General features: G+C 72.6%; 26 protein-coding genes and 1 other RNA gene. 15 read left to right on the plus strand and 12 right to left on the minus strand.

Features of this window, described 5'->3' with window-relative positions:
* The first annotated feature begins 62 nt into the window (after positions 1-62).
* Positions 63-1,049, plus strand: coding sequence for an extensin-like domain-containing protein (locus tag A5481_RS21140; RefSeq protein WP_064504276.1), 987 nt, complete (start codon positions 63-65; stop codon positions 1,047-1,049).
* A 38-nt stretch (positions 1,050-1,087) separates the two neighbouring features.
* Here A5481_RS21140 and A5481_RS21145 read toward each other — a convergent pair whose 3' ends face one another.
* From A5481_RS21145 to A5481_RS21150, 3 genes are all read right to left on the minus strand, one after another.
* Positions 1,088-1,441 (minus strand): hypothetical protein, encoded by a 354-nt coding sequence (locus A5481_RS21145; protein WP_245239289.1) that lies wholly within the window; start codon positions 1,439-1,441, stop codon positions 1,088-1,090.
* Between the two features lie 245 nt (positions 1,442-1,686).
* Positions 1,687-2,067 carry a GCG_CRPN prefix-to-repeats domain-containing protein gene (locus A5481_RS32685; RefSeq protein ID WP_082173650.1) on the minus strand — a complete coding sequence of 127 codons (381 nt, stop codon included), beginning with the start codon at positions 2,065-2,067 and terminating at the stop codon, positions 1,687-1,689.
* A gap of 152 nt (positions 2,068-2,219) precedes the next feature.
* A complete protein-coding gene (locus tag A5481_RS21150) occupies positions 2,220-2,963 on the minus strand; it encodes a lysophospholipid acyltransferase family protein (protein WP_064504277.1) in 744 nt (247 codons plus the stop codon).
* 314 nt (positions 2,964-3,277) lie between these two features.
* On the opposite strand from A5481_RS21150, the gene A5481_RS21155 reads away from it, so the two are divergent.
* A complete protein-coding gene (locus A5481_RS21155) occupies positions 3,278-4,297 on the plus strand; it encodes a TRAP transporter substrate-binding protein (RefSeq protein WP_064504278.1) in 1,020 nt (339 codons plus the stop codon).
* Between the two features lie 24 nt (positions 4,298-4,321).
* On the opposite strand, the gene A5481_RS21160 is transcribed toward A5481_RS21155, so the two are convergent.
* A complete protein-coding gene (locus tag A5481_RS21160; protein ID WP_053082476.1) occupies positions 4,322-6,388 on the minus strand; it encodes a putative bifunctional diguanylate cyclase/phosphodiesterase in 2,067 nt (688 codons plus the stop codon).
* 110 nt (positions 6,389-6,498) lie between these two features.
* Positions 6,499-8,055: a glutamine-hydrolyzing GMP synthase gene (gene guaA, locus A5481_RS21165; RefSeq protein ID WP_048435481.1), complete on the minus strand. Its 1,557-nt coding sequence runs from the start codon at positions 8,053-8,055 to the stop codon at positions 6,499-6,501.
* Between the two features lie 160 nt (positions 8,056-8,215).
* On the opposite strand from guaA, the gene A5481_RS21170 reads away from it, so the two are divergent.
* A complete protein-coding gene (locus A5481_RS21170; RefSeq protein ID WP_048435482.1) occupies positions 8,216-8,452 on the plus strand; it encodes a hypothetical protein in 237 nt (78 codons plus the stop codon).
* A 53-nt stretch (positions 8,453-8,505) separates the two neighbouring features.
* Here the strand turns inward: A5481_RS21170 and A5481_RS21175 are convergent, their stop codons facing one another.
* The 3 genes from A5481_RS21175 to A5481_RS21185 form a co-directional block, all read right to left on the minus strand.
* The gene (locus A5481_RS21175; protein WP_197514219.1) at positions 8,506-9,441 is read right to left on the minus strand and encodes an alpha/beta fold hydrolase; all 936 of its coding nucleotides are present in this window, start codon (positions 9,439-9,441) and stop codon (positions 8,506-8,508) included.
* A 105-nt stretch (positions 9,442-9,546) separates the two neighbouring features.
* Positions 9,547-10,563, minus strand: coding sequence for an alpha/beta hydrolase (locus tag A5481_RS21180; RefSeq protein WP_048435483.1), 1,017 nt, complete (start codon positions 10,561-10,563; stop codon positions 9,547-9,549).
* A gap of 178 nt (positions 10,564-10,741) precedes the next feature.
* Positions 10,742-12,034, minus strand: coding sequence for an RsmB/NOP family class I SAM-dependent RNA methyltransferase (locus A5481_RS21185; RefSeq protein ID WP_048435484.1), 1,293 nt, complete (start codon positions 12,032-12,034; stop codon positions 10,742-10,744).
* Positions 12,035-12,160: 126 nt separating this feature from the next.
* On the opposite strand from A5481_RS21185, the gene A5481_RS21190 reads away from it, so the two are divergent.
* Positions 12,161-12,349: a hypothetical protein gene (locus A5481_RS21190; protein ID WP_048435485.1), complete on the plus strand. Its 189-nt coding sequence runs from the start codon at positions 12,161-12,163 to the stop codon at positions 12,347-12,349.
* Positions 12,350-12,395: 46 nt separating this feature from the next.
* On the opposite strand, the gene A5481_RS21195 is transcribed toward A5481_RS21190, so the two are convergent.
* On the minus strand, positions 12,396-12,815 hold the full coding sequence (locus A5481_RS21195; protein ID WP_048435486.1) for an MAPEG family protein: 420 nt from the start codon (positions 12,813-12,815) through the stop codon (positions 12,396-12,398).
* 224 nt (positions 12,816-13,039) lie between these two features.
* Between A5481_RS21195 and ssrS the strand changes: the two genes are divergently transcribed.
* The 5 genes from ssrS to A5481_RS21220 all read left to right on the plus strand — a co-directional run bounded on the left by ssrS (position 13,040) and on the right by A5481_RS21220 (position 16,839).
* Positions 13,040-13,197, plus strand: a non-coding RNA gene (ssrS, locus tag A5481_RS21200) — 6S RNA.
* Between the two features lie 11 nt (positions 13,198-13,208).
* Positions 13,209-13,799 carry a 5-formyltetrahydrofolate cyclo-ligase gene (locus A5481_RS21205; protein WP_048435487.1) on the plus strand — a complete coding sequence of 197 codons (591 nt, stop codon included), beginning with the start codon at positions 13,209-13,211 and terminating at the stop codon, positions 13,797-13,799.
* Between the two features lie 8 nt (positions 13,800-13,807).
* On the plus strand, positions 13,808-14,629 hold the full coding sequence (locus tag A5481_RS21210) for a TIGR00282 family metallophosphoesterase (RefSeq protein ID WP_048435488.1): 822 nt from the start codon (positions 13,808-13,810) through the stop codon (positions 14,627-14,629).
* A gap of 142 nt (positions 14,630-14,771) precedes the next feature.
* Positions 14,772-15,818: a MotA/TolQ/ExbB proton channel family protein gene (locus A5481_RS21215; protein WP_048435489.1), complete on the plus strand. Its 1,047-nt coding sequence runs from the start codon at positions 14,772-14,774 to the stop codon at positions 15,816-15,818.
* A gap of 7 nt (positions 15,819-15,825) precedes the next feature.
* Complete coding sequence (locus A5481_RS21220; protein ID WP_048435490.1) at positions 15,826-16,839, plus strand: peptidoglycan -binding protein; 1,014 nt, start codon at positions 15,826-15,828, stop codon at positions 16,837-16,839.
* A gap of 97 nt (positions 16,840-16,936) precedes the next feature.
* Here A5481_RS21220 and A5481_RS21225 read toward each other — a convergent pair whose 3' ends face one another.
* Complete coding sequence (locus A5481_RS21225) at positions 16,937-18,742, minus strand: ABC transporter transmembrane domain-containing protein (RefSeq protein WP_064504279.1); 1,806 nt, start codon at positions 18,740-18,742, stop codon at positions 16,937-16,939.
* Between the two features lie 217 nt (positions 18,743-18,959).
* On the opposite strand from A5481_RS21225, the gene rpmE reads away from it, so the two are divergent.
* A complete protein-coding gene (gene rpmE, locus A5481_RS21230; protein WP_048464135.1) occupies positions 18,960-19,196 on the plus strand; it encodes a 50S ribosomal protein L31 in 237 nt (78 codons plus the stop codon).
* Positions 19,197-19,302: 106 nt separating this feature from the next.
* Here rpmE and rcdA read toward each other — a convergent pair whose 3' ends face one another.
* Together rcdA and A5481_RS21240 are read right to left on the minus strand one after the other, a co-directional pair.
* Positions 19,303-19,827, minus strand: coding sequence for a protease adaptor protein RcdA (gene rcdA / locus A5481_RS21235; RefSeq protein WP_064504280.1), 525 nt, complete (start codon positions 19,825-19,827; stop codon positions 19,303-19,305).
* Positions 19,828-20,629: 802 nt separating this feature from the next.
* Positions 20,630-20,821, minus strand: coding sequence for a DUF1192 domain-containing protein (locus tag A5481_RS21240; protein WP_064504281.1), 192 nt, complete (start codon positions 20,819-20,821; stop codon positions 20,630-20,632).
* Between the two features lie 214 nt (positions 20,822-21,035).
* Here A5481_RS21240 and rpmH point away from each other — a divergent pair, with 214 nt between their 5' ends.
* The 5 genes from rpmH to A5481_RS21265 all read left to right on the plus strand — a co-directional run bounded on the left by rpmH (position 21,036) and on the right by A5481_RS21265 (position 24,791).
* Positions 21,036-21,170, plus strand: a complete 135-nt coding sequence (rpmH, locus tag A5481_RS21245) for a 50S ribosomal protein L34 (protein WP_010300405.1) — start codon at positions 21,036-21,038, stop codon at positions 21,168-21,170.
* A 12-nt stretch (positions 21,171-21,182) separates the two neighbouring features.
* Complete coding sequence (locus A5481_RS21250) at positions 21,183-21,746, plus strand: ribonuclease P protein component (RefSeq protein ID WP_064504282.1); 564 nt, start codon at positions 21,183-21,185, stop codon at positions 21,744-21,746.
* A 111-nt stretch (positions 21,747-21,857) separates the two neighbouring features.
* Positions 21,858-23,738 (plus strand): membrane protein insertase YidC, encoded by a 1,881-nt coding sequence (yidC, locus tag A5481_RS21255; RefSeq protein ID WP_048434855.1) that lies wholly within the window; start codon positions 21,858-21,860, stop codon positions 23,736-23,738.
* 13 nt (positions 23,739-23,751) lie between these two features.
* On the plus strand, positions 23,752-24,420 hold the full coding sequence (gene yihA, locus A5481_RS21260; RefSeq protein ID WP_048434854.1) for a ribosome biogenesis GTP-binding protein YihA/YsxC: 669 nt from the start codon (positions 23,752-23,754) through the stop codon (positions 24,418-24,420).
* Positions 24,420-24,791 (plus strand): DUF423 domain-containing protein, encoded by a 372-nt coding sequence (locus tag A5481_RS21265; protein ID WP_048434859.1) that lies wholly within the window; start codon positions 24,420-24,422, stop codon positions 24,789-24,791. Before yihA ends, A5481_RS21265 begins: the two co-directional genes overlap by 1 nt.
* Positions 24,792-24,840 lie beyond the last annotated feature (49 nt).

Genomic DNA, 24,840 nt, shown 5'->3' on the forward strand with positions numbered 1-24,840 from the left:
GGCCAAACGCTGACGGCGAGGGTTGACGCGGCGTTTACGGCATCGGGCGCATGTGATGCATCATGCGTCGTGGCATCGTAGCGTTCTCAGCCCTCACGCTCTTCGGCCTGGGGCTCACCGGATGCGCGCTCAACCGGTTTGAGCAGCGCGAACCCTGGCGGAATCAGGCCGAGGAGGTCTGTCTCGCCCAGAAACTCGTTCGTCCGAGCGAGGACATCCAGCCGGTCAAGGAGATCGACGGGCCGGGCGTCTGCGGCATGGTCCACCCGTTCCGGGTCACCCGGCTCGCCGGCGGCACCGTCGCGCTCAAGCAGCGCATGACGCTGGCCTGCCCGATCATCCCGGAGGTCGAGGCCTGGCTCGCCGGCACGGTGCAGCCGGCGGCGGAGGTCTATTTCGGCCAGCCGGTGGTCGAGATCAATTCCGGCTCGTATTCCTGCCGCGGCCGCAACAACCAGGTCGGCGCCAAGCTCTCTGAGCACTCGTTCGGCAACGCCGTCGACGTGATGTCCTTCCGCTTCGCCGACGGCTACGTGGTGACGGTGAAGGGCGGCTGGCGCGGCACCGAGGCCGAGCAGGGCTTCCTGCGCGAGGTGTTCCTGGGCGCCTGCAACCACTTCACGACGGTGCTGGCGCCGGGGTCGAACATCTACCACTACGACCACCTGCACCTGGATCTCGCGCGCCACGATCCCCGCGGCCTGCGCCGGATCTGCAAGCCGCTGATCAAGTACGAGTCCCGCCTGCCGCCCCCCGGCACGCCGCTCTCGCCGATCCGCCGCAAGCCGCCGGCCTGGCAGCCCGCGCCCGATCCGGCACCGATCGACGTCGAGCAGGACGATCCCTACGGCCTGTCGCCGACGAGCGCCCGGGAGACCGGCTCGAAGGTCGCGCATGCCGCGCCGTCCGCGCCGGCGCCGCGCCCGGCCCCGGTGCAGGCCTACGCCCCGCCCTCCCCCGCGCCGCGGCCGGCGCTCGCCGCCGAGCCCCGCGCCCTGCCGGCGCCGCTGCCGATCGGCCCGACCTGGTCGTCGGGGCCGATCTACTGAGCCGAGCGGGTGTCCAGGCCCGAGGGCCGGACCCCGCTTCAGGCCGCCGCGCCGCCGAGATCCGCCACCACCGCGCGGCGGGCCGCCGCGTCCTCGGCCAGTCGATGGACGTGCATCTCGGTCGCGCCGCGGGCGCGGGCGCGGGTGAGCCAGCCGCGGGCGAGGCGCTCGCGCGGGCTCTCACCCGCGGCGGCCACCGCCACCAGCTCGGCAGTGCCGTCGCCGCCGCGGCGCACCGCGATCACCACCGCCTCGCCGACCTCCGCCGGGTCGTCGTCGAGGGCGTGGATCCCCACGACGTAGCGGCGGCCCGACCGGCCGCGCCAGGCGCTCAGGGGCAGGGCCGGGGTGCCCCGCAGGCCGGTGGCCGTTCTCAGACGTTCCTCACGCACGTCCATTCTCCTCGCGCGATCGTTCTGGATGTCCCGCATCGCCACCGACCAGGACAGGGCTCGTTTGTTCGCCATTTGTTCCAGCCTAGTGCCGATTCCGGAGGTGCGTCAAGCGCGAACGATCGATGTCCACGGGGAGCCTGCAACGAGGTTCGGGACGGGACCCGAGAGTATCTGGCGAGGGGGAATCGCAGGTTCAAGACGCGAGGGTGCGGCGGCCGGAGAAACCCGGCCGCCGCGCTCGATCACCAGCGGTGATGCCAGCCGTGATGACCCCAGCCACCGTGATGGCCCCAGCCGCCACCCCAGCCGACGCGGCGCCAGCCTCCGCCGTAGCCCCAGCCGCCATGGTGCCAGCCCGCCAGGCGCCAGCCGCCATGATAGCCCCAGGGGCGATGCCAGCCAACGCGGCGCCAGCCGTAACCCCAGCGCGGCCCGTAGACGACGCGGCGATAGCCGACGACCGGCGCGTAGAAGACCCGAGGACCCAGGTTCGGGCGGCACCAACCGCGCCAGTTCCGGTGGAAACCGGGGCCGCACCCGTCACGCGCTTCCGCCGTCGATCCGGTGCCGACGAGGGCACCGACGGACAGGATCGCGGCGCCGGCAACCATGCTCCAACGCATCATAGCCTCCTGTTGTGAGGCCCATGAAATGCACGAGGGGGCAAAATCGTTTCGCAGGTTACGAAGAGTTAATGATCGGCCGCGGAGACCTCTCCCCGGTCTCCTTACGGCTGTGCTTGCGTCCGGAAGTCGACGCTCGGGTCGTCCGCCCGTCAAGCCTCCCGCGCGCGAGGTCCCGCGCCGGCACCGCCCGCCTCCCGCACCAGGGCGTCCGAGGCCGCCTCGATCCGTTGCTGCAGCTCGCCCAGGAACGTGTCGCGGGGCAGGCCGGCCGGAATCACGGGCAGGAACTCGATCACCGCGGTGCCGGGCCGGTAGGTCAGGCGGCGCCGGCCCCAGAACACCCCGGTGTTGAGCGCCACCGGCAGGCACGGCACGCCGAGGCGGTCGTACATGTGGGCGACGCCGAACTTGTAGGCCGGCGGCGCGCCGACCGCCCGGCGCGTTCCCTCGGGGAAGATGATCAGGCGGCGCCCGTCGGCCATCGCGGCGGCGGCCTCCTCGTTCATCAGCGCGAGGGCGCGGGAGCCCTTCGAGCGGTCGATCGCCACCATCTCGCTGCGGGCGAGGTACCAGCCGAACAGCGGCAGCCACATCAGCTCGCGCTTGAGGATGTAGGAGAAGTCGTCGAGCACCGTGACGAGGGCCAGGGTCTCGAGCGCCGACTGGTGCTTGGCCGCGACCAGCACGGCCCCGGCCGGACGGTGCTCGAGCCCGCGGAACTCGACCTTCAGGCCCACGATCGCGTGCAGCAGCCTCAGGATGATCCGGCCCCAGGTCTGGGCGAGCCAGACCACCTTTCGGCGGCTGACGAGGGTCGGCAGGCCGACGATCAGCAGCGCGGCGGTGACGAGGTAGAACGCGACGGTGAACAGGATCGAGCGGACGAGCGGCATGACGGGCGGCGGCGAACCTTCGGGCCCGGACGGGGGCGGGCGACGGACGGGGGCGCGGCGCCGTCGGGGCGCCGCCCGCGGGATGCGGTGGCGCCCTCCTTAGAGCATTTCGCCGCGCGCGTAACGGCGATTGCCGGGCCGCCGGCCCCCGGGGGCTGCCGGGCCCCGGAAAAACCTTCGCCGGGAAACCTCCGCGCGACCCGCACGGCGGATGCCGGGGCGGAGAAAACGTGCTTTAAGCCTCGAGGGACCCGCGCGGGAGACGCGGGCGATGGAAGTGGTCCGCCCGAGAGGCGGACGATCAGGAGGACGCCATGACCACGCTCACGCGCCGCCGCGCGCTGCATCTCGCCGTCGCCGGCGCCGTCGCGAGCCCGGCGGTGCTGCGCATCACCCGGGCGCACGCGGCCGAGTTCAGCCTGAAGGCCGCCAACAACACGCCGATCAGCCATCCCCTCACGGTCTACATGACCAAGGCCGCGGACGCGGTCCGCGAGGAGACCGGCGGCAAGGTCGACATCAAGCTGTTTCCCAACAACCAGCTCGGCGGCGACACCGACATGCTGAGCCAGCTGCGCTCGGGCGCGCTGGAATTCTTCACCCTCTCGCCCCTGATCCTCGCCACCCTGGTGCCGGCGGCCTCGATCAGCGGCGTCGGCTTCGCCTGGGCCTCCTACGATAAGCTGTGGCCGGCGATGGACGGCGATCTCGGCGCCCATGTGCGGGCGCAGATCGACAAGTCCGGCCTCTTCGCCTTCGACCGCATCTGGGAGAACGGCTTCCGCCAGACCACCTCGTCGACCCGGCCGATCCTGAAACCCGAGGACTTCAAGGGGTTCAAGATCCGGGTCCCGCCGAGCCCGATGTGGACCTCGATGTTCAAGGCCTTCGACGCCGCCCCGATGACGATCAACTTCGCCGAGGTGTATTCGGCCCTCCAGACGAAGATCGCCGAGGGCCAGGAGAACCCGCTGACGCTGATCGACACCGCCAAGCTCTACGAGGTGCAGAAGTACCTCTCGAAGACCAACCACATGTGGGACGGCTTCTGGCTTCTGTCGAACGGCAAGATCTGGCGCGGCCTGCCGCAGGACGTGAAGACCGTGATCGCCAAGCACTTCAACACGCAGGCCGTGGCGCAGCGCGCGGACATGGCCCAGCGCAGCGGCACGACCGAGCAGGACCTGCGCGCCCGCGGCCTCACCATCCAGGACGTCGACACCAAGGCGTTCCAGGCCAAGCTGCAATCGGCCGGCTTCTACAAGGAGTGGAAGGGCAAGTTCGGCGACGACGCCTGGGCGCTCCTCGAGAAGCATACCGGCCCGATCGCCTGAGCGGGCTTCCCTTCCCCGTCGCCCTCAGGTCCCGGCGCGCGCCGCCGGGACCGGATTCGCGACGGCGCGGCCGAACAGGAAGCCCTGCGCCTCGGTGAAGCCCTCTTCGCGGACCACCGCGAGCTGGGCCGGGGTCTCGACGCCCTCCGCCACCGTCTCGATGCCGAGGCGGCGGCCGAGCTCGGCGACGAGGCCGACGATGGCCCGGCAATCCGGCCGCTCGACGGCGTCGCGCACGAACGAGCCGTCGATCTTGATGCGGTCGAACGGGAAGGCGCGGACCCGGGCGAGCGACGAGAATCCGATCCCGAAATCGTCGAGCGAGATGCGCACGCCCATGGCGTGCAGGAGCTGCAGGTCGTCGACGATGCCGGTGCCGCCATGGCTCAGCACCGTCTCGGTGATCTCGAGCTCGAGGCGCCACGGGTTCAGGCCGCTGCGGGCGAGGGCCTCGCCGACCGCCCGCGGCAGGCTGCCGTCGCCGAGCTGGCGCACCGAGACGTTGACGCAGACCCGCGCCGCATCGGGCCAGGCGGCGGCGTCGCGGCAGGCGCGCTCGAGCACCCACAGGCCGAGCGCCCGGATCAGGTCCGATTTCTCGGCGAGCGGGATGAAGCGCCGCGGCGCGACCGCGCCGCGCTCGGGGTGGGTCCAGCGCAGCAGGGCCTCGCGGGCGTTGACGGCGCCGTGGGACAAGTCGACGAGCGGCTGGTAGGCGACGTGCAGCTCGCCGGCCTCGACCGCCCGGCGCAGGTCGTGCTCCAGGCGCCGCTCCTCGCTGCGCTCGGTCTCCAGCGCCGGCGTGAACGGGCGCCAGGCCGCCTTGCCGGCGCCCTTGGCGGCGTAGAGCGCGCAATCGGCCTCGCGCAGCATGGCGTCGGGCGTGGTGCCACCCGGCGCGAAGGCGATGCCGATGCTGGCCGTGACCGTGCGCGGGCGCTGGCCCTCGATGCCGTAGGGCCGGGCGAGCGCGATGAGGAGCCCCTCGGCCAGCGACACCGCCAGCTCGCCGGCCCGCCCGGGCAGCAGCACGGCGAATTCGTCGCCGCCGAAGCGGGCGGCGAGGCCCGGCTCCGGCACCGCCCGGCGCAGCCGCTCGGCCACCTGGCGCAGGAGCGCGTCGCCGGCCCGGTGCCCGAGATCGTCGTTGACCGCCTTGAAGCCGTCGAGGTCGAGGAACAGCAGGGCGCTCCCGGCCGGCACCGTCCCGTCGGCGGCGCTCTCGCCCAGGCGCCGCCACAGCATCGCCCGGTTGGCGAGCCCCGTCAGGGCGTCGTGGTGGGCGAGCCGGGCGATCTCCTGCTCGGCCTCGCGCTGGCGCGTCACGTCCTCGAAGGTGACGACGAACGCCCCGCCCGGCACGCCGCGGCGCGAGAGGGCGACGGCGCGCCCGTCCGGGAGGGCCACGACCACCGCCTCGCCGCGCTCGAGCGGAGCCGCGTGGCCGGCGAGCAGGGCGGCCCCGTCCCGCAGGCCCGCCCCCGGGCCGCACAGGGCGAGCGCCCAGAGCGCCTCGATCGACGTCCCGACGAGCGCATCCCCGTCGCCGACCGCGAACATCGCGAAGAAGCGCTGGTTGATGAGCCGCACCCTGCGGTCGGCATCGAACAGGCACAGGCCCTGCGACATGGTCGAGAGGGCGAGGTCGAGGATCAGCGCCACCGCCCGGATCTCGCCGCCCTCCTCCGAAGGCGGCGGCGCCTCGCGGATGACCTGGGCGAAGCCCGCCGGGGCGTCGCCGTCGCGGATCGCCAGGATGACGGTGCGGGCGCGAAACCGGCCGCCGTCGCGCCGCGGCCACCAGCCGTCCGTCTCGTAGCGCCCGGCCTCGCGGGCCGCCGTGAGGGCGCCGTCGCTGCCCGCCGGAGAATCGTCATACGCGAAGGCGCGGCCGAGAACCTCGGAGGCCGGATAGCCGGTCAGCCGCTCCGCCCCAGGGTTCCAGGCCGCGACCCGCCCCTCGGGATCGAGCAGGCACAGGGCATGGTCGGTCGTGTCCCAGACGAGGCGGGAATAGGCAGCGTGGAGGGGCGATGCCGCGACCGGTTCGTCCGGGCCGGCCGCGATCGCCGCGGGCGCTCCACTCTGCATCGTCCCACCGCCCTGCCGCGCAACACCGTTGCGTCAGCCTAGGCGATTTGATGCCGGAGGTTGAGTCGCTTTCTCGGATCAGCACCGAGGATCGCCGCGAGGGCCGCGACTCACTCCCACTCGATCGTGCCGGGCGGCTTCGAGGTGATGTCGTAGGTGACCCGGTTGATACCCTTGACCTCGTTGATGATCCGGGTCGCGACCCGGCCCAGGAAGGCCATGTCGAAGGGGTAGAAGTCCGCCGTCATGCCGTCGACCGAGGTGACGGCGCGCAGCGCGCAGACGTGGTCGTAGGTGCGCCCGTCGCCCATCACGCCGACGGTCTTGACCGGCAGGATCACCGCGAAGGCCTGCCAGATCGTGTCGTAGAGCCCGGCCTTGCGGATCTCTTCCAGGTAGATCGCGTCGGCCTTGCGCAGCGCGTCGAGCTTCTCGCCCGTGATCTCGCCGGGGCAGCGGATCGCGAGCCCCGGCCCCGGGAAGGGGTGGCGGCCGACGAAGGCGTCGGGCAGGCCGAGCTCGCGGCCGAGCACCCGGACCTCGTCCTTGAACAGCTCGCGCAGGGGCTCGACGAGCTTCATGTTCATGCGGGCGGGCAGGCCGCCGACGTTGTGGTGGCTCTTGATCGTCACCGAGGGACCGCCGGTGAACGACACGCTCTCGATCACGTCCGGATAGAGCGTTCCTTGTGCCAGGAAGTCGGCGCCGCCGATCTTCTTCGCCTCGGCCTCGAACACGTCGATGAACAGGCGTCCGATCGTCTTGCGCTTGACCTCCGGATCCGTGACCCCGGCGAGCTCGCCGAGGAACAGGTCGGAGGCCTCCACGTGGACGAGCGGGATGTTGTAGTGGTCGCGAAAGAGGCGCACCACCTCCTCGGCCTCGCCCTGCCGCAGCAGGCCGTGATCGACGAAGACGCAGGTGACATGCTCGCCGATCGCCTCGTGGATCAGCACCGCGGCGACCGCCGAATCGACGCCGCCGGAGAGGCCGCACAGCACCTTGGCGCCGCCGACCTGGGCGCGGATCCGCTCGATCGCCTCCTCGCGGAACGCCGCCATCGACCAGTCGCCGGTGCAGCCGGCGATGTCGCGCACGAAGTTGCGGATGAGCAGCGCGCCGTGGGGGGTGTGGGCCACCTCGGGGTGGAACTGCACGGCGTAGAACTTGCGCGCCTCGTCGGCCACCGCCGCGAAGGGGGCGTTGGGCGAGATCGCCACGGTGGTGAAGCCGTCGGGGAGCTTCGTCACCCGGTCGCCGTGGCTCATCCACACGGGATACTTCTCGCCGACGTGCCAGACGCCGCGGAACAGCGCGCTGTCGGCGACGATCTCGATCTCGGCCCGGCCGAACTCGGCGTGGTGGCCGCCCTCGACCTCGCCGCCGAGCTGGGCCGCCATGGTCTGCTCGCCGTAGCAGATGCCGAGCACCGGCACGCCGGCATCGAACACCGCCTGCGGCGCCCGCGGCGAGGACTCGACCGTGACCGATTCCGGCCCGCCCGACAGGATCACCGCCCGCGGCTTCATCGCCGCGAAGGCCGCCTCGGCCGCCTGAAACGGCACGATCTCGGAGTAGACCCCCTCCTCACGCACCCGTCGGGCGATGAGCTGGGTCACCTGGCTGCCGAAATCGATGATGAGGATCTTGTCGTGCTCGGTCGTCATGGAACGATGAGTTAGACGAGGCTCGGGGATCGCGCAACGCGCGGCGATCGCGGGTCCCGGGTGCATTCACCACAATGAGCGGCGTTCGCGACATTAACCGGGCGTTCAGGGTCTAACAGCGACTGAGGCGCCCCCAACCCACCAGACAAGGAGCCTCGCCATGCGAGCCATCGTCCTCGGGATCGCCGCTACCCTCGCCACGGCCTTCAGCCTCGCGCCGGCCTCGGCCCTGCCGGTCGCCCCCGGCCACAGCGTCGCGCCCGTCGCATCGATCGAGCAGGCGCAGTACGTCACCCGTCGGGTGGTCCGCCGCGGTCCCCGCTGCACGGTCCAGGTGACCCGCACCCGCGGGCCCTTCGGCCGGGTGGTGGTGCGCAAGGTGCGCCGCTGCTTCTGAGCCGCCGCGTCCGGCTGCAATCGAGAGGGCGGCCCCGGACGGGGCCGCCTTTTTCATGCGTTCGGCCACGCCGCCAGCAGCGCCCTGAGCGCCGCCACGAAGGCGAGCGGCTGGTCGACCATCACGTGGTGCCAGGCCTCCGGCAGGTCGATCCGGGGTGAGCCCGGCGGCAGCAGGCCCTGCACGTAGGCGGCGTCGGCCGGCCGCATCAGGTCGGAGCGGTCGCCGGTGACGAGCGCCAGCGGGCAGCGGGCCTGCCGCACCATCGCGGCCCGGTCCGGCAGGGCGAGGCGCGCCCAGAGCGAGGGATCGAAGCGCCAGCTCCAGCCGCCCTCGACCTCCCGCAGCGATTCCCGCGCGATGAGATCGGCAATGTAGAGCGGCTCGCAGGGCTGCATCGGCGCGAAGCGGAACCGCGCCAGTGCAGCCTCCAGGGTCGGGTAGATCCGGTGATGCGCGAAGCGCCCGTCCTCGCGCCGGCGCCCGGTGCGACGCTCGGGGGAGAAGATCGGCGGGTCGACGATCACGGCGCCGCGCCAGCGCCTCGCCTCGCGTCCCGCCTCGGTCAGCATCGGGAAGCAGCCGAAGGAATGCCCGACCATCACGGGCGCCCCCGCCTCGAACAGGCCGGTCTCCTCCGCCACCGCCTCGATCTCGTCGGCGAAGGTGTCGAGGTCGTAGGCGTTGCGCCAGTCCGATCCGCCCATGCCCGACCAGGACAGGGCGGCGACCCGATGAGTCCCGGCGAGGAACGGCGCGATGAAGCGCCACCAGCCGGCATGGGCGCCGTTGCCGTGCAGCAGCATCACCCCGGGCCGGCCGCGCTCGCCCCAGGCGAAGGCCTCGATGCCGGCGCCCTTCACGGCAACCCGCGCGATCTCCGGCGCGGCCGCGACCGCGTCCCGGAACCAGGCCGGGGCCGGCGGCGGCTCGCCCGCGAGATGGGCCAGGGGGGCGGAGAGGTTCGGATCGGGGGGCAGGTCGGTCACGGCCGCGATGATGCGGCGCGTCCGCCAGCCCTGTCAATCCGAATTGGAAGATGCGGTATGGCGAGCGCGCGGGACGCTCACCGGCTTGTTCGAAAACCCGGTGTCTTACGCCCGGATGAAGCCGCGCCGCCGGGCCCAGGTCGCGAACAGGCCCGGCCACGCCGCGGCCGGCGAGCCCGGCACCCCGAGGTTGAAGCCGTGGCCGCCGCGCTCGAACAGGTGCATCTCCACCGGCACCTCGGCGGCCCGCAACGCGGCGTACATCAGGAGGGAATTGTCGACGACGGCGATCGGGTCGTCGGCGGCCTGGGCCAGGAAGGTCGGCGGCGTCTCGGGAGGAACGTGGGTCTCGACCGAGTAGGCCTCGGTGGCGACGCGGGTCGGGCTCTCGCCGACGAGGACGCGGCGGCTCGAGGTGCGGTCGAACGGAGCCTTCAGGGTGATGACGGGATAGAGCAGGGCGGCGACGTCGGGCCGGGCGGAGAGCGCGTCGTCCTCGTCCACGGCCCGGTAGAGCGGCGAGGCGAAGCGGGTGCTGGCCGAGCCCATCAGGTGGCCGCCGGCGGAGAAGCCCATCACGCCGATCCGGTTCGGCTCGTAGCCGTAGCGCTTGGCCCGGGCCCGCACCAGGCGCACCGCCCGCAGGGCGTCCTGGATCGGCGCGTCGGCGCCCGCCGCCCAGCCCTCGCCGGGCAGCCGGTAGACCAGCGCGAAGGCGGTGACACCCAGCCCGTTGAGCCAGTGCCCGACCGGCACCGCCTCGTGCCCGATGTCGATGCGGCGATAGCCGCCGCCGGCGGCGATCACCATGGCGCTGCCGGTGGGCCGGGCCGGGCGCATGACCAGAAGGCAAGGCTCGGCGACGCCGGTGACGACGCCCTCGCGGCTCTCGTCGAAGCGCGGCCCGTCCGCGGTCGGCCCCCCTCCCCCGGGCGGCCCGGCGGGCCACAGCCGCATCACCTCCAGGGCGGTGCCGGGGGCGGCCTCAGGCGGCGCGTCGTGGCCCGACGGACGATCCACGGGTCTCTCCTGCCCGGGCGGGACCGCCGGCTGCGCGACGGCGCCGGGCGCGAGACCGAGGGCGGCCGCTCCCGTGAGCAACGTCCTGCGATGCAGCGCCATGCCGACCGTCCGACACTCTCGAAGACCTCGGCGCCGCCCCGGGACCCGCCGGTGCCTCCGGGCTCGCCCGTCGCGGGGCCATCCCCCACCGCCATGAATAAGCCAAGCCGCGGCAGATGCACGGCAGAAAAATACCGTGACGGCGGGGCCGGGATCGGGGCGACGCGCCCGGCCCGCCTCAGGAGCGGTCCGGGCGGCGTTCCAGGAGCGCGACGTAGAAGCCGTCGGTGCCGGTGCGCTCCGGGCTCATCTGGATGCCGTGCGCCGTGCGCCGCACCCTGGCCTCGACCGCCTCCGGCAGGTCGAGGAGGCCCGGCGCGACGTCGTCGCGGCGCGCCGCCAGGCCCGCGACCGCCGCGTCGTTCTCCTCCGGCAGCAGCGAGCAGGTGACGTAGACGATCCGGCCGCCCGGCCGCACCAGCCGGGCAGCGCGGTCGAGCACCGCCTCCTGCTCGGCCACCCGCGCCGCGAGGCTGCCGGGGCGCAGGCGCCACTTGGCGTCCGGGTTGCGCCGCCAGGTGCCCGAGCCGGTGCAGGGCGCGTCGACGAGGACGAGGTCGGCGGTGCCGTCGAGATCCGTGAGGACGTCGGGCCGCCCCTTCCCGCCGCGGGGCGTGCGCACCTCGGCCGCGGCGCCGGCCCGGCGCAGGCGCTCGTGGACCGGCGCGAGGCGGCGGGGATCGCCGTCGGTAGCGATCAACCGGCCCTCGTTGCCCATCAGGGCGGCGAGCGCCAGGGTCTTGCCGCCGCCGCCGGCGCAGAGATCGATCACCGTCATGCCGGGCTTCGCGCCGGAGAGGCGGGCGGCGAGCTGCGAGCCCTCGTCCTGGATCTCGAACCAGCCGTCGAGGAATTCCGGTTCGACGTGGAGCGCCGGCCCGCGCCCGTCCTCGCCGAGCGGCACCCGCAGGCCGTCCGGCGCGAGCGGCGTCGGCTCGGCGTTGAGATGCGCCAGCGCCTCCCGCGTCCCCTCGCGGGTCGCCTTGAGGGTGTTGACCCGGATGTCGAGGGGCGCGCGGCGGGCGAGCGCCCGCAATTCCGGCAGGAGGTCGCCGCCGAGGGCCGCCTCCAGCGAGGGCACCACCCATTCCGGCACGTCGCCGGCGACGTGGACGGGGGCGTCGGCGAGGGTGCCGGTCTCGAGCCGGGCGCGCTCGGCCTCCGTCAGGGGGGCGGGCGCGAAGCGCTCGCCGGTGAACAGCTCCGAGACGGTCTGGGCGGCGAGGCCGCGCTGGAGCCGCAGCGAGCCGATCAGCACGGCGCGCGGGCTGTCCTCGCCCATGATCCAGGCGGCGGAGGCGCGACGGCGCAAGCCGTCGTAGACCAGGGTGGCGATGGTGGCGCGGTCGCCGGAGCCGGCGAAGCGGTGGGCGAGGCCCCAGTCCTTCAGGGCGTCGGCGACCGGGCGGCGGCGCTCGGCGATGTCGGCCAGGACCTCGATGGCGGCGGAGAGACGGGCACCGGGATTCATCGCGACACCGCCCACCGCGAAACCGCCACGGATGCGCCGCGGGGCCGGCGCATCACGGCCAAGCTTTCGGCCCGCACGGCCTCGACACCTTGGCGGTCCACCCCGCAGAGCCGGAGTTCCGCCCGCATGATCCCTCGTCCCATTCCGTCCGCCCTCGCCGTGAGTCTCGCCGGCCTGATCGCGCTGGCGGCCGGCGCCTGCGCCACCGCCCCGGCGGCGCCGGCCGTCGACCTCACCCCGCCGCCGCCCAGGCCCTACGACGCCAAGACGCAACTCGAATACGGCAGCCCGCCGCCGCGGGCCCCGCGCTACTGAAGCGGCTCCCCTTACCCTCCCGGCGCCGGGATGGCGAGGCGGCGCCTCACGCGAGGAGGATCTTCGCCCCGAAGATCAGCCACATCGCCATCAGGACGAGAGCCCCGGCGAGGAAGGCCTGGAAGCGCCGGATCACCATGTTCGTGGTGGCGTAGATCCCCGCATGGACGATCCGCGTCGCCACGAACAGCCAGGCGAGGCCGACGAACAGGGCGTCGGCCTTCGCCGTCGCGAGCGCCAGTCCGGTCAGCACGTAGAACAGCACCGGCAGCTCGAACTGGTTGGCGAAGGCGTTCGAGACCTGCTGCACCGGCGCCGGCCAGGTCCGCTCGCCGAGCGAGATGTCCTTCAGCTCGACCTGCCCGTCCCGCGCCGCGGCGAAGCGCTTCCGCCCGGTCCAGAGCAGCAGGCAGAAGGTCAGCAGGACCTGGACGAGGACGGGGGCGAGGACGGCTTTCGGGCTCATGGGGGTCCTGACGGGAATGGCGGGAGATCGTCTGCGGTCGGGTTCTCACCTTCGGTGAGCCCCAGGATGCCGTGGAGAGGCGGCCGCGTCCCGGCCTATCGTCACCGCCGCCGTCGAGGCCTCGGCGCCCGGTTCGCCTGCCGGGGTGCCCCGCCCCCTTCGTCGGCTCAAATCCCCTCCTCCGCCCCCTTTCGCAACCGCCCCGGCGGCGCTACATGAGGTCGGCGGGGCTGCGGTTCTCGTCAGGAGACACATTCCCCGGGGCCTTATCGACTCCCTCGGGAGCTGTCACTGCCCTGGTCCGTGGACCGGGGCATAACGGCGCCCACCTACTTCGTAGGTTTCCCGGGATCGATTCTCCAACGGCTCTCGTGGCTCCGCGCTGAGACTTCCATGACGACGGACGACCCTCCCGCCTCCCCGGACAAGGCCACCCTGCGCAAGGCGGCCCTGGCACGGCGGGACGGGCTGGCGGTCGAGGCCCGCGCGGCGGCCTCCCGCCGCATCGCCGAGATCGTCCTCGACCTGCCTGAGATCGCGAATGCCGCGGTGGTCTCGGCCTACTGGCCGATCCGCAGCGAGGTCGACCTGCGGCCGCTGATCGCCGCCTTGCGCGCCCGCGGCCAGGCGGTGGCCCTGCCGCAGGTGACGCCCGACGGGCTGGTGTTCCGGCTGGCCGCCGAGGGCGACGCGCTCGCCGCCGGCGGCTTCGGCCTGAGCGAGCCGGGACCCGATGCGCGGATCGTCGATCCCCGCGCCCTCCTGGTTCCGCTCGCCGCCTTCGACCGGCGCGGCCACCGCATCGGCTACGGCAAGGGCTATTACGACCGGGCGCTCGCGCGTCTCGACGCCGCGGAGCGGGCGCTCGCCATCGGCATCGGGTTTTGCGCGCAGGAGACCCCGCGCGTGCCGGACGGCCCGCACGACCGGCCCCTCGACGGCATCGTCACCGAGGCGGGCCTGATCCACCCCACCGGAGACTGAATCCCGCCATGCGCCTCCTCTTCCTCGGCGACGTCGTCGGCCGGCCGGGCCGCCTGGCGGTGAGCGAGCGTCTGCCGTCCCTGCGCGAGCGCTGGCGCCTCGACTGCGTGGTGATCAACGGCGAGAACGCCGCCGGCGGCTTCGGCATCACCGAGAGCATCTGCGACGAGCTGATCAATGCCGGCGCCGACGCGGTGACCCTCGGCAACCACTCCTTCGACCAGCGCGAGGCCCTGGTGTTCATCGCCCGCCAGCCGCGGCTGGTGCGGCCGGCGAACTACCCGCCGGGCACGCCCGGCCGCGGCGCCACGGTGATCGAGACCCAGGGCGGCGCCCGGGTCCTCGTCGTCAACGTGATGGGGCGGATCTTCCTCGATCCCCTCGACGATCCCTTCGCGGCGGCCGAGCGCGAGCTCTCGGCCTGCCCGCTGCGCGACGCCGCCGACGCGGTGATCGTCGACGTCCACGCCGAGGCGACGAGCGAGAAGGAGGCCTTCGGCTGGTTCCTCGACGGACGGGCGAGCCTCGTCGTCGGCACCCACACCCACGTGCCGACCGCCGACCACCGCATCCTGCCCGGCGGAACCGCCTACATGTCCGATGTCGGCATGTGCGGCGACTACGATTCGGTGCTCGGCATGCAGAAGGACGAGCCGGTGCGCCGCTTCCTGCAGAAGACCCCGGGCAGCCGCCTCGAGGCCGCGACCGGCGAGGGCACCCTGTGCGGCCTCGCCGTCGAGACCGACGACGCGACCGGCCTCGCCCGGCGGGTGAGCCCGGTCCGCCTCGGGCCGCATCTCGAGGAGACCTGGCCGCGTCACTGGGACTGAACCCCCGGGGACTGAACCTCGGGGGACCGAAACCCCCGGGATGGCGGAAGCGCGCCGGCTTGATCGGCCAAGCCGTACCCGGCACAGTGCCGGCCGACCCCCGTCGCGGACGGGGACCCCGCGACAGTGAGTACGGCCCGCGATGGCGGCGAGCGCAGCGTCCCCTCCCCTGACATCGCCGCGGATCTACCTCATCCGCATGGCGGTGTTCCTGACGCTGGCCGGCTTCCTGGCCTTCGTGCTCTATCGCCAGATCGTGCCGGCCTTCATGGCCAATCCGGGCCTCAACGGGCTGATCCTCGGCGCGACGCTGATCGCCATCCTCATGGCCTTCGGGCAGGTGCAGCGCCTGTTTCGCGAGGTGCGCTTCGCCAACCGCACCGCGACCGGCGCCGCCGATCCAGGCACGCCCCGCGTGCTCGGCGCCCTCGCCCCCGCCTTGCAGGCGGCGAAGGCCGACCGGCCGCACCCGCAGGCGCAGTTCCAGCCGCTCCTCGACACCGTCGCCTCGCGCCTCGACGAGGGGCGCGAGATCCTGCGCTACATCGGCGGGCTGCTGATCCTGCTCGGGCTGCTCGGCACCTTCTGGGGCCTGATCGACACCCTGTCGGCGGTAGGCGGGGTGATCCGCTCGATGCGCGCCGGCGGCGGCGACGCCGCGGTGATGTTCGACGAGTTGAAGAGCGGCCTCGCGGTGCCGCTGTCGGGCATCGGCCTCGCCTTTTCGGCCTCGCTGTTCGGCCTCGCCGGCTCGCTGGTGATCGGCTTCCTCGACCTCCAGGCGGGGCAGGCCCATACCCGGTTCTACAACGAATTGGAGGATTGGCTCGTCACCGCGGCGGGTCCCGCGCCCGCCCCGGTGCCGGTCCCCGTCACGGTGCCGGCCGCCGCCGCCCTCGCCGCCGCGGCCTCCGCGCCGCGCCCGCCCGAGCCGGCGCCGCGGGGCGACGCGGTGCTCAAGGACATCGCCGACGCGATGTCCCGCCTCGGCACCCTCGTCGGCGACAGCACGGCGCATGGCCGGGCCAGCACCCAGGCGATGGCGAACCTCGCCGAGGGCATCCAGGGCCTCGTGCAGCACATGCGGGCCGAGCAGCAGATGATCCGCGACTGGGTCGAGGCCCAGGCCAACCGCGAGCGCGAGCTGAAGCAGGTGCTCGACCGCCTCGCCCGGGAGAAGGTGGAGTGACGCCCTGATGGCCGGCCGCCTCGTCCGGCGCGACCGCGCCCTCAACGTCTGGCCGGGCTACGTCGACGCGCTGACGACGCTGCTGCTGTCGGTCGTCTTCCTGCTCACCATCTTCGTCACCGGCCAGTTCTTCCTGTCGCAGGAGCTGTCCGGCCGCGACACGGTGCTGGAGCGGCTGAACCGCCAGATCTCGGAGCTGACCGACTTGCTGGCGCTGGAGCGCTCCGGCAAGCGGGCGCTGGAGGAGAGCGCCGCCGGCCTGCGGGCGAACCTCTCGAATTCCGAGGCCGAGCGGCGGCGCCTCCAGGGCCTGCTCGCCACCGACCAGGGCGCGGAGGGCAAGGCGGCCGAGCTCGGCCGCCAGCTCGACGCGGAGAAGGGCGCCACCACCCGGGCGCTCGGCCAGGTCGACCTCCTGAACCAGCAGATCTCGGCGATGCGCCAGCAGCTCGCCGCGCTCGAGGACGCGCTCGCGGCCTCCGAGACCCGCGACCGCGAGAGCCAGGCCCGCATCGCCGATCTCGGCAGTCGCCTCAACGTCGCGCTGGCCCAGCGGGTGCAGGAACTCGCCCGCTACCGCTCGGACTTCTTCGGCCGCCTGCGCCAGATCCTCGGCAGCCGCCCCGACATCCGCATCGTCGGCGACCGGTTCGTGCTGCAGTCGGAAGTGCTGTTTTCCGCCGGCCAGGCGGTGCTGAAGCCCGAGGCCGGCCCGGAGATCGACCGGATCGCCGGGGCGATCCTGGAGCTCAACCGCCAGATCCCCGCCGACATCCCGTGGGTGCTGCGCGTCGACGGCCATACCGACGCGCGGCCGATCAACTCGCCGCAATTCCCCTCGAACTGGGCGCTCTCGGCGGCGCGCGCGATCGCGGTGGTGCAGTACCTGGTGGGCAAGGGCATCCCGCCGCAGCGGCTGCTGGCCGGCGCCTTCGGCGAGTTCCAGCCGCTCGATTCCGGGACGAGCGAGGAGGCCTACGCGCGCAACCGGCGGATCGAGATGAAGCTGACGGAGCGGTGAGGCGGAACCGCTCGATCCTGTCCGCGACCTCATCCTGAGGTCGCGGAGTAAGAAAACCCTGCCGCTGAGGGCGCTCGCCCCTCACACTTCCGCCACCTCACACTTCCGCCACCTGCCGCTCCCCTGCCGCATCCATCCCGGCGCCGAACTGCAACGCCGCCAGCTGGGCGTAGAGGCCGCCGCGGGCGAGAAGCGCGTCGTGCGTGCCCTGCTCGGCGATGCGGCCGTCGTCGAGCACCAGGATGCGGTCGGCGGCCCGGATGGTGGCGAGCCGGTGGGCGATGACCAGGGTGGTGCGATCCTTCATCAGGACGTCGAGGGCGGCCTGGACCGCCCGCTCGCTCTCGGCGTCGAGGGCGGAGGTCGCCTCGTCGAGGAGCAGGATCGGCGCGTCCTTCAGGATCGCCCGGGCGATGGCGATGCGCTGGCGCTGGCCGCCCGACAGGGTGATGCCGCGCTCGCCGACATGGGTCGCGTAGCCCTGCGGCAGGGCGCGGATGAAGCCGTCGGCATGGGCTTGCACGGCCGCCCGCTCGACCTCGGCCTCGCTGGCCTGCGGCCGGCCGTACCGGATGTTGTCGAGGATGCTGCCGCTGAACACCGTCGGGTCCTGCGGCACCAGGGACATCCGGGCGCGCAAGGCCTCGGGCTCGACCGCGTCGACCGGCACGCCGTCGATCCGGACCTCGCCGGATTCCGGGTCGTAGAAGCGCAGCAGCAATTGCAGCACCGTGCTCTTGCCGGCGCCCGAGGGGCCGACCAGGGCCACGCGCTCGCCCGGGGCCACCGCGAAGCTGAGCTCGTGGAGCGCCGCGTGCTCGGGCCGGGTCGGGTAGTGGAAGCGCACCCGCTCGAAGGCGATCTCGCCGCGCGGCGGCACCGGCAGGGCGCGCGGGCGGTCCGGCGCGGCGATGACCGGCACGGTGTCGAGGATCTCGCCCAGGCGCTCCGCCGCGCCGGCCGCCAGCGTCAGCTCGCCGTAGACCTCCGAGAGCTGGCCGAGCGCGCTGGCGCCGAACACCGCGTAGAGCACGAACTGCGACAGCTGCCCGGCCGAGATCGTGCCGGCGGCGACCCCTTGCGCGCCGTACCACAGCACGCCGACGACGCTGCCCGAGATCAGGAAGATCGCGACGCCGGTGAGCAGGGCCCGCGCCCGGGCCGAGCCGCGGGAGGCCAGGAACGCCCCCTCGGAGGCCTCGGCGAAGCGGGCGGCGGTGGCCGAGGCCATGCCGAAGGCCTGCATGGTGCGCACCGATCCCACCGCCTCGGTGGCGAAGGCCGAGGCGTCGGCGAGGCGGTCCTGGGCGGCGCGCGAGCGGCGGCGCACGCCGCGGCCCGAGAGGATCAGCGGGAAGACGATGAGCGGGATCGCGGCGAGCACCAGGACCGAGAGACGCGGGCTCGTCCACACCATCATGCCGACCGCGCCGGCGAACAGGAAGACGTTGCGCAGGAGGATCGAGAGCGAGACGCCGAAGACCGACTTCACCTGCGCGGCGTCCGCGGTCAGGCGCGAGACCAGCTCGCCGCTGCGCGCCCGGTCGAAGAAGGCGGGATCGAGGGTGGTGAGGCGGGCGAAGACCGCGGCGCGCAGGTCCGCCACGACCCGCTCGCCGAGGGTGACGACGCAGTAGTAGCGGGCGGCGCTGGCGACCGCGAGCACCGCCACCACCCCGATCAGCCCGCCGAAATAGGCATCGATCATGCCCACCTCTCCATGGGCGAAGCCGAGATCGACCACCCGCCGCACCGCCACCGGGACCACCAGGGTCGCGCCCGAGGCCGCGATCAGCGCCACGATCGCGGCGGCGATGCGGCCCTTGTAGCGCGCGGCGAAGGGGATGAGGGGCTTGAGCGCCCCGAGGGACGCACGGGGGCGGGCGGTATCGGAACGTGCCATCTGAACTGTCGTGCTGTCCGGGGTGCCGGCGCTTGTTTGGCGCACGGAGGTGAGGTATAGGCCGCCGCTCATCCGATTACGCGCGATCAATGGCCGCGGCCCGAAGCGGAGCGTTCGGCGCGGGTCGCACTCTTAGGAATTCGTCATGGCAAAGCAAGCAGCCCCCGCCGCCAAGCAGGCGGCCCCCGTCGCCGGCAAGTCGGTCGCGACCCCCAAGGTGGCCCGCACCGCGACCGAGCACCCGGACTACCACTTCATCAAGGTGGTGCTGACCGACGGCAGCTCGTTCATGACCCGCTCCACCTACGGCAAGGAGGGCGACACCCTCAACCTCGACATCGACCCGAGCACGCATCCGGCCTGGACCGGCGGCGAGCAGAAGCTGATGGACCGCGGCGGCCGCCTGTCCCGCTTCAACTCGCGCTTCGCCGGCATCTCGTTCGGCAAGAAGTAAGCGACCGCATCGTTCGCGCGAAAAAAGCCCCGGCCTCGCGGCCGGGGCTTTTTTCGTGCCGCGTGTGCGAAGAAGGGCGCGGACGACGCGCCCTCCCCCATCGGTCTCAGCCGAAGGCGACCCGCAGCATGTCGTGCTGGGCGAAGACGGGGCTCACCCGCGGCTCCGGGGTCGGGCGGTCGTCGGAGATGAGCTTGTCGAGATGGAGGATGCGGGCATGCAGCCGCTTCGACTGGCCGATCAGGGCCTGGAGCGAGAGCGGCAGCTCGGCGACGAGGACCGGGGCGGCCTCGTTCGGCTCGACGGAGGAGAGGCGCACCCGGGTCTTCTCCTCGGCGGCCTCGCTCAGGCTCAGCTCGCCCTCGGACACCGCACGCTGCACCAGCAGCCACGAGGCGATCTGCATCAGGCGGGTGGTGAGCCGCATGCTCTCGCTGGCGTAGGTCAGGGCGGCGTGGCGGGCGAGCAGGCGCGATTCGTCCCGGCCGGGACCGTCGAGATAGGCCGCGGTCTCCTCCACGAGGGTCATGCCCTCGCGAAACAGCATCTTGAAGCCGTCCGACGCCACGAAGGTCTCGCCGAAGCGCACGGTGGGCTCTTCCGCCCGAAACATCACGTCCATCACGCCCATGATCCCTCCTGTGCCACCGCGACCCCGGTCCCGCGTCGATACGGGACACTGGCGGTGCGCTCGGGCTGTCTGGCGCAACGATAGCGCCAGTCCGCGGACCGCGCGCCGTCAACCAATCGTTAACCTTAACGTCAACGCGGGAAGCGGAGGGCCGATCCGGGCGAGGCAGAAAATTCGCGCGGCGGGCGGGGGCGATCGGGGATGGCCTGGAGGGGGGATGGTCCGGGGAAAAAAGAAAGCCGCCCCTTGGGGCGGCTGAAAGAGTCGTACAGGGAGGCATCAAACAGAGTGGACAGAGACCACTCGACATCCAGAAAGCTGGACCGACTTGGTTATCGCCCGGAAGGCTTAAAAAATGGTTAACGCCGCAGGCGCCGGGGCCGGAAAGCGCCTGGCGCGCAACCGGATGGCGGAAGCGGCATACGCGGGAGGGCGGTGACGACCGGGCCGATCGCCGCTGGACGAGCCGCCGACCCCCCTCCCCGCGGCCGGCGAGAGGGCGAGGGCGAGAGGGCGAGGGCGAGAGGACGAGGGAATGTGTCCGGGGGATCCCCGGCCGGAGGCTCCCCCTCGATCGTCGCTCCGGATTTCGCCTCCGCTCCCCTCGTCGACGACGGGTCGACGAAGCCCTTTCGCCGCGCGGAGCCGGGCTTGCTCGACGTCGGCCGCCACTTGCAAATCCCTGGCGAGCCCGGGCAGCGTCGGGAAATGGAGAGAGCCGTGCCGGGCGGCCCGAACGCGGCATCGCCCCGAAACGGGACGCAGCGTCCCATCCCGGAGCTCGCCCGTCCCGCCCCCCGTCTCAGAACTTGAAGGCCGCCCGGGCCGCCTCCTGCGACGCCTGCTTGCGCCGCCGGTCCTCCTCGAGCCGGGCGATCTCGCGGCGCAGGGCCTCGATCCGCTCGTCGAGGTCGGAGACCGACAGGGCCGAGAGGTCCTGGCCGATCTGGTGCGAGGCCTGCGGCCGCGGCCTGTTCTCGGCGTCGTCGAACATCGCGTTCTCCTGTGCGGGCGACCGTGCCGGACGCCCGGCACGGTCCGTCGGGGGATCCTTAACGCGATTGACTCGCAGGGGCCATTCCGCCATACACCGCGCGACGTGACCGCGCCCCATTCGGGCGCGGTTCGCTTTCGTCGAGACATTCTGGACCACGAGGGCCTCGGCGGCGCCATGCGCCCGGCCGGCCCCGGCCTTCGGAGAACGAGCCGTGAAGAGAACCTATCAACCGTCGAAGCTTGTGCGCAAGCGCCGCCACGGCTTCCGTGCCCGCATGGCCACCGTCGGCGGCCGCAAGGTCATCGCCGCCCGCCGCGCCCGCGGCCGCAAGCGCCTGTCGGCGTAAGGTCGGCGCGCGGTGCCCGAGCGCGCCGCGAGGCCCGGCGGTCCGCCGCCGATCGGCCGGATCACCCGGCGCCCGGATTATCTGGCGGCGGCCAAGGGCCGCCGTTTCCATACCGAGCGCCTGACGGCACAGGGCCGCCTGCGGGACGATGGACCGCCGGGCGGCCTGCGCGTGGGCTTCACCGTGACGAAGCGGGAAGGCCACGCCACCGAGCGCAACCGCATCCGCCGCCGCCTCAAGGTCGCCGCCCAGCTCGCGGCCGCGCAAGCAGGCCCGGCGCAGCGGGACAAGGCGGCCGACGTGGTGCTGATCGGCCGGCGGGATGCCCTGGCGGCGCCCTTCGTCCAGCTGGTCGAGGATGTCCGCCAGGCCCTCGGCGTGGTGACGAAGCCGCGGGCTCCCAAGCCTGCCACCCCCAAGCCGGCCGCCCCCGGGCCGGCCGCGGCGGAGGGCGGCAGTTCCTCCGGGACAGGGCCGGGTCGCGGCAAGCGGGGACGGGGGAAGGCTCCGGGCGGCAAGATGCCGGGCGGCAAGGCCACGGGATCGGGGCCGGCATCCTCGGAACGGAATTCGTGAGGCGATCCCGGGCAGCCGGAATCGCCTCGTCGTGTTGGTCGTGAGGGCCGGGAAGCGGGCCGCCAGGCCCGCCCTCGGTCCCGCTCTTTAGGCGGCAGGCGTCGCGGGTCCATGGGTAACGACAAGACGAACATGATCATCGCCGTCGCGCTGTCGCTGGCGGTGCTGCTCGGCTGGAACTACTTCGTCAGCGCGCCGCAGGTCGAGCGCCAGCGCCAGGAGCAGCTGGTCAAGGACCAGGCCGCCAGGCAGGCCCAGGCCGCCAAGGACGGCCCGGCGGCGAGCCCGCGCGAGGGCGGTCCCTCGGCCCCCGTGTCCGGCACCCTGCCGGGCGCGCCGGCCGGCAGCCCGGCGCTCGCGGCGACCCGCGAGGAGGCGCTCGCCCGCTCGCCGCGGGTGCGCATCGACACCCCGGCGCTCGCCGGCTCGGTGGCGCTGAAGGGCGGCCGCATCGACGACGTGTCGCTGAAGAACTACCACGAGACCGTCGACAACTCGTCGCCGCGCATCGTGCTGCTCTCGCCGACCGGCTCGGCCAACCCCTACTACGCCGAGTTCGGCTGGGTCGGGCAAGGGGCTGCCGGGCAAGGGGCCTCCGGGCAAGGCGCCGGCGCGCTGCCGACCGGCGACACCCTGTGGACCGCCGAGGGCGACGCGCTCACGCCGCAGAAGCCCCTGGTGCTGACCTGGGACAACGGCGCCGGCCTCACCTTCCGCCGCACCATCTCGGTCGACGACAAGTTCATGTTCACGGTCGCCGACGCGGTCGAGAACAAGGGCGGCAACGCCGTCACCCTCTACCCGTACGGCCTCGTCTCGCGCTGGGGCAAGCCGCACACCCAGGGCTACTACGTCCTGCACGAGGGCATGATCGGCGTCCTGGGCGACAAGGGCCTGCAGGAAGTCACCTACGACAAGCTCGCCAAGGACAACCCGCTCGGCGCGCCCGGCACCCGCGGCCAGTCCTGGCCCGGCGTGACCGGCGGCTTCCTCGGCATCACCGACAAGTACTGGGCCGCCACCGCCATCCCGGACCAGAAGACCCCCTATACCGGCTCGTTCACCGAGCGCGACGAGGGCGCCACCAAGGTCTACCAGGCCAGCAGCCTCGGCGAGGCCAAGCAGCTCGCGCCCGGCGCCACCGTCGAGGCGCAGCAGCACCTCTTCGCCGGCGCCAAGGAGGTCGGCACCATCGACGGCTACGAGAAGTCGCTCGGCATCAAGCGCTTCGACCTTCTGATCGACTGGGGATGGTTCTACTTCATCACCAAGCCGATGTTCAAGGCGCTGGACTTCTTCTACCATCTGTTCGGCAATTTCGGCGTCTCGATCCTGGTCGTCACCTTCCTGCTGAAGCTGCTGTTCCTGCCGATCGCCAACCGCTCCTACGTCTCGATGGCCAAGATGAAGGCCGTCCAGCCGGAGATGACCGCCATCCGCGAGCGCTACGGCGACGACAAGGTCAAGCAGCAGCAGGCGATGATGGAGCTGTACAAGAAGGAGAAGATCAACCCGGTCGCCGGCTGCTGGCCGGTGCTGATCCAGATCCCGGTCTTCTTCTCGCTGTACAAGGTGCTGTTCGTCACCATCGAGATGCGGCACGCGCCGTTCTTCGGCTGGATCCGCGACCTCGCGGCGCCGGACCCGACCTCGGTGTTCAACCTGTTCGGCCTCCTGCCCTACACGCCGCCGGACTTCCTCCACCTCGGCATCTGGCCGCTCATCATGGGCGTGACGATGTTCGTGCAGATGAAGATGAACCCGGCGCCGCCGGACCCGGTCCAGGCCCAGGTCTTCACCTTCATGCCGATCATCTTCACCTTCATGCTCGGCTCGTTCCCGGCCGGCCTGGTGATCTACTGGGCGTGGAACAACACCCTGTCGGTGATCCAGCAATACGTGATCATGCGGCGCAACGGGGTGAAGGTGGAGCTGTGGGACAACCTGCGCTCGACATTCTCACGCCCGAAGACCGCGAAGGCCAAGGGCTGAAGGTCGAGAACCGATGCAGGACCAGCCTCAGACCGAGGCCGAGAAGGAGGCCGCCCTGCGCGAAGCGGGGCGGCTGCTCTTCGCGGGCTCCGCCGACTTCTTCTACGCCGCCGACAAGCTCGAGATCCTGCCGCCGATGCGGGGGCACGAGATCGCCTTCGCGGGCCGCTCCAACGTCGGCAAGTCGAGCCTGATCAACGCGCTGACCGGCCGCAACGCGCTCGCGCGGACCTCGCACACGCCGGGGCGGACCCAGCAGCTCAACTTCTTCGACGTGGGCGGCGGCAAGCTCGTCCTCGTCGACATGCCGGGCTACGGCTACGCCGCGGTCGAGAAGGCGAAGGTCGCGGCCTGGACCGAGCTGATCCACGCCTACCTGCGCGGCCGGGCCAACCTCGCCCGGGTCTACGTGCTGATCGACTCGCGCCACGGCATCAAGCCGAACGACGCCGAGGTGCTGGACGGCCTCGACAAGGCCGCGGTCTCCTACCAGATCGTGCTGACGAAGGCGGACGCGCTCAAGAAGCACGAGATCGAGGCCCGGCTCGCCGCGACGCGGGCGGCGATCGCCCGGCGCCCGGCGGCCTACCCCGAGATCATCCTGACCTCGAGCCGCACCGACGACGGCGTGACCGATCTGCGCGCCAGCATCGCCCGGCTGCTCTCCGAGCGCGGCGAATGATGCACCCCGCCGACCGCGCCCTGGTCGCGCTCGCCGGCCTCGCCGGCGCGCTCGGCGTCGGGCTGTCGGCGGCGGCGGCCCACATCGCCGGGGCGACGAGCCTCGCCACGGCGGCGCAGTTCCTGCTCTTCCACGCCCCTGCCCTGCTCGCCCTCGCGCTCCTGTCCGGCAGCGGGCGCGTCCACCCGGCCCCCGCCCGCGCGGCGGGCCTCGCCCTGGCGCTCGGCCTCGCGCTGTTCTCCGGCGACCTCTCGGCACGGGCGCTCATGCAGGCCCCGCTCTTCCCGATGGCGGCGCCGAGCGGCGGCATGATCCTGATCCTCGGCTGGATCCTGGTCGCCGTGGCGGCCGCCTGGCCGGCCCGGCGTTGACGTAAGCGAAGGTCCGCGCGCTTTTCGCGCGAACGGCCGAGCTTCTCTT

The sequence above is a fragment of the Methylobacterium platani genome (assembly GCF_001653715.1).
Lineage (GTDB): Bacteria > Pseudomonadota > Alphaproteobacteria > Rhizobiales > Beijerinckiaceae > Methylobacterium > Methylobacterium platani.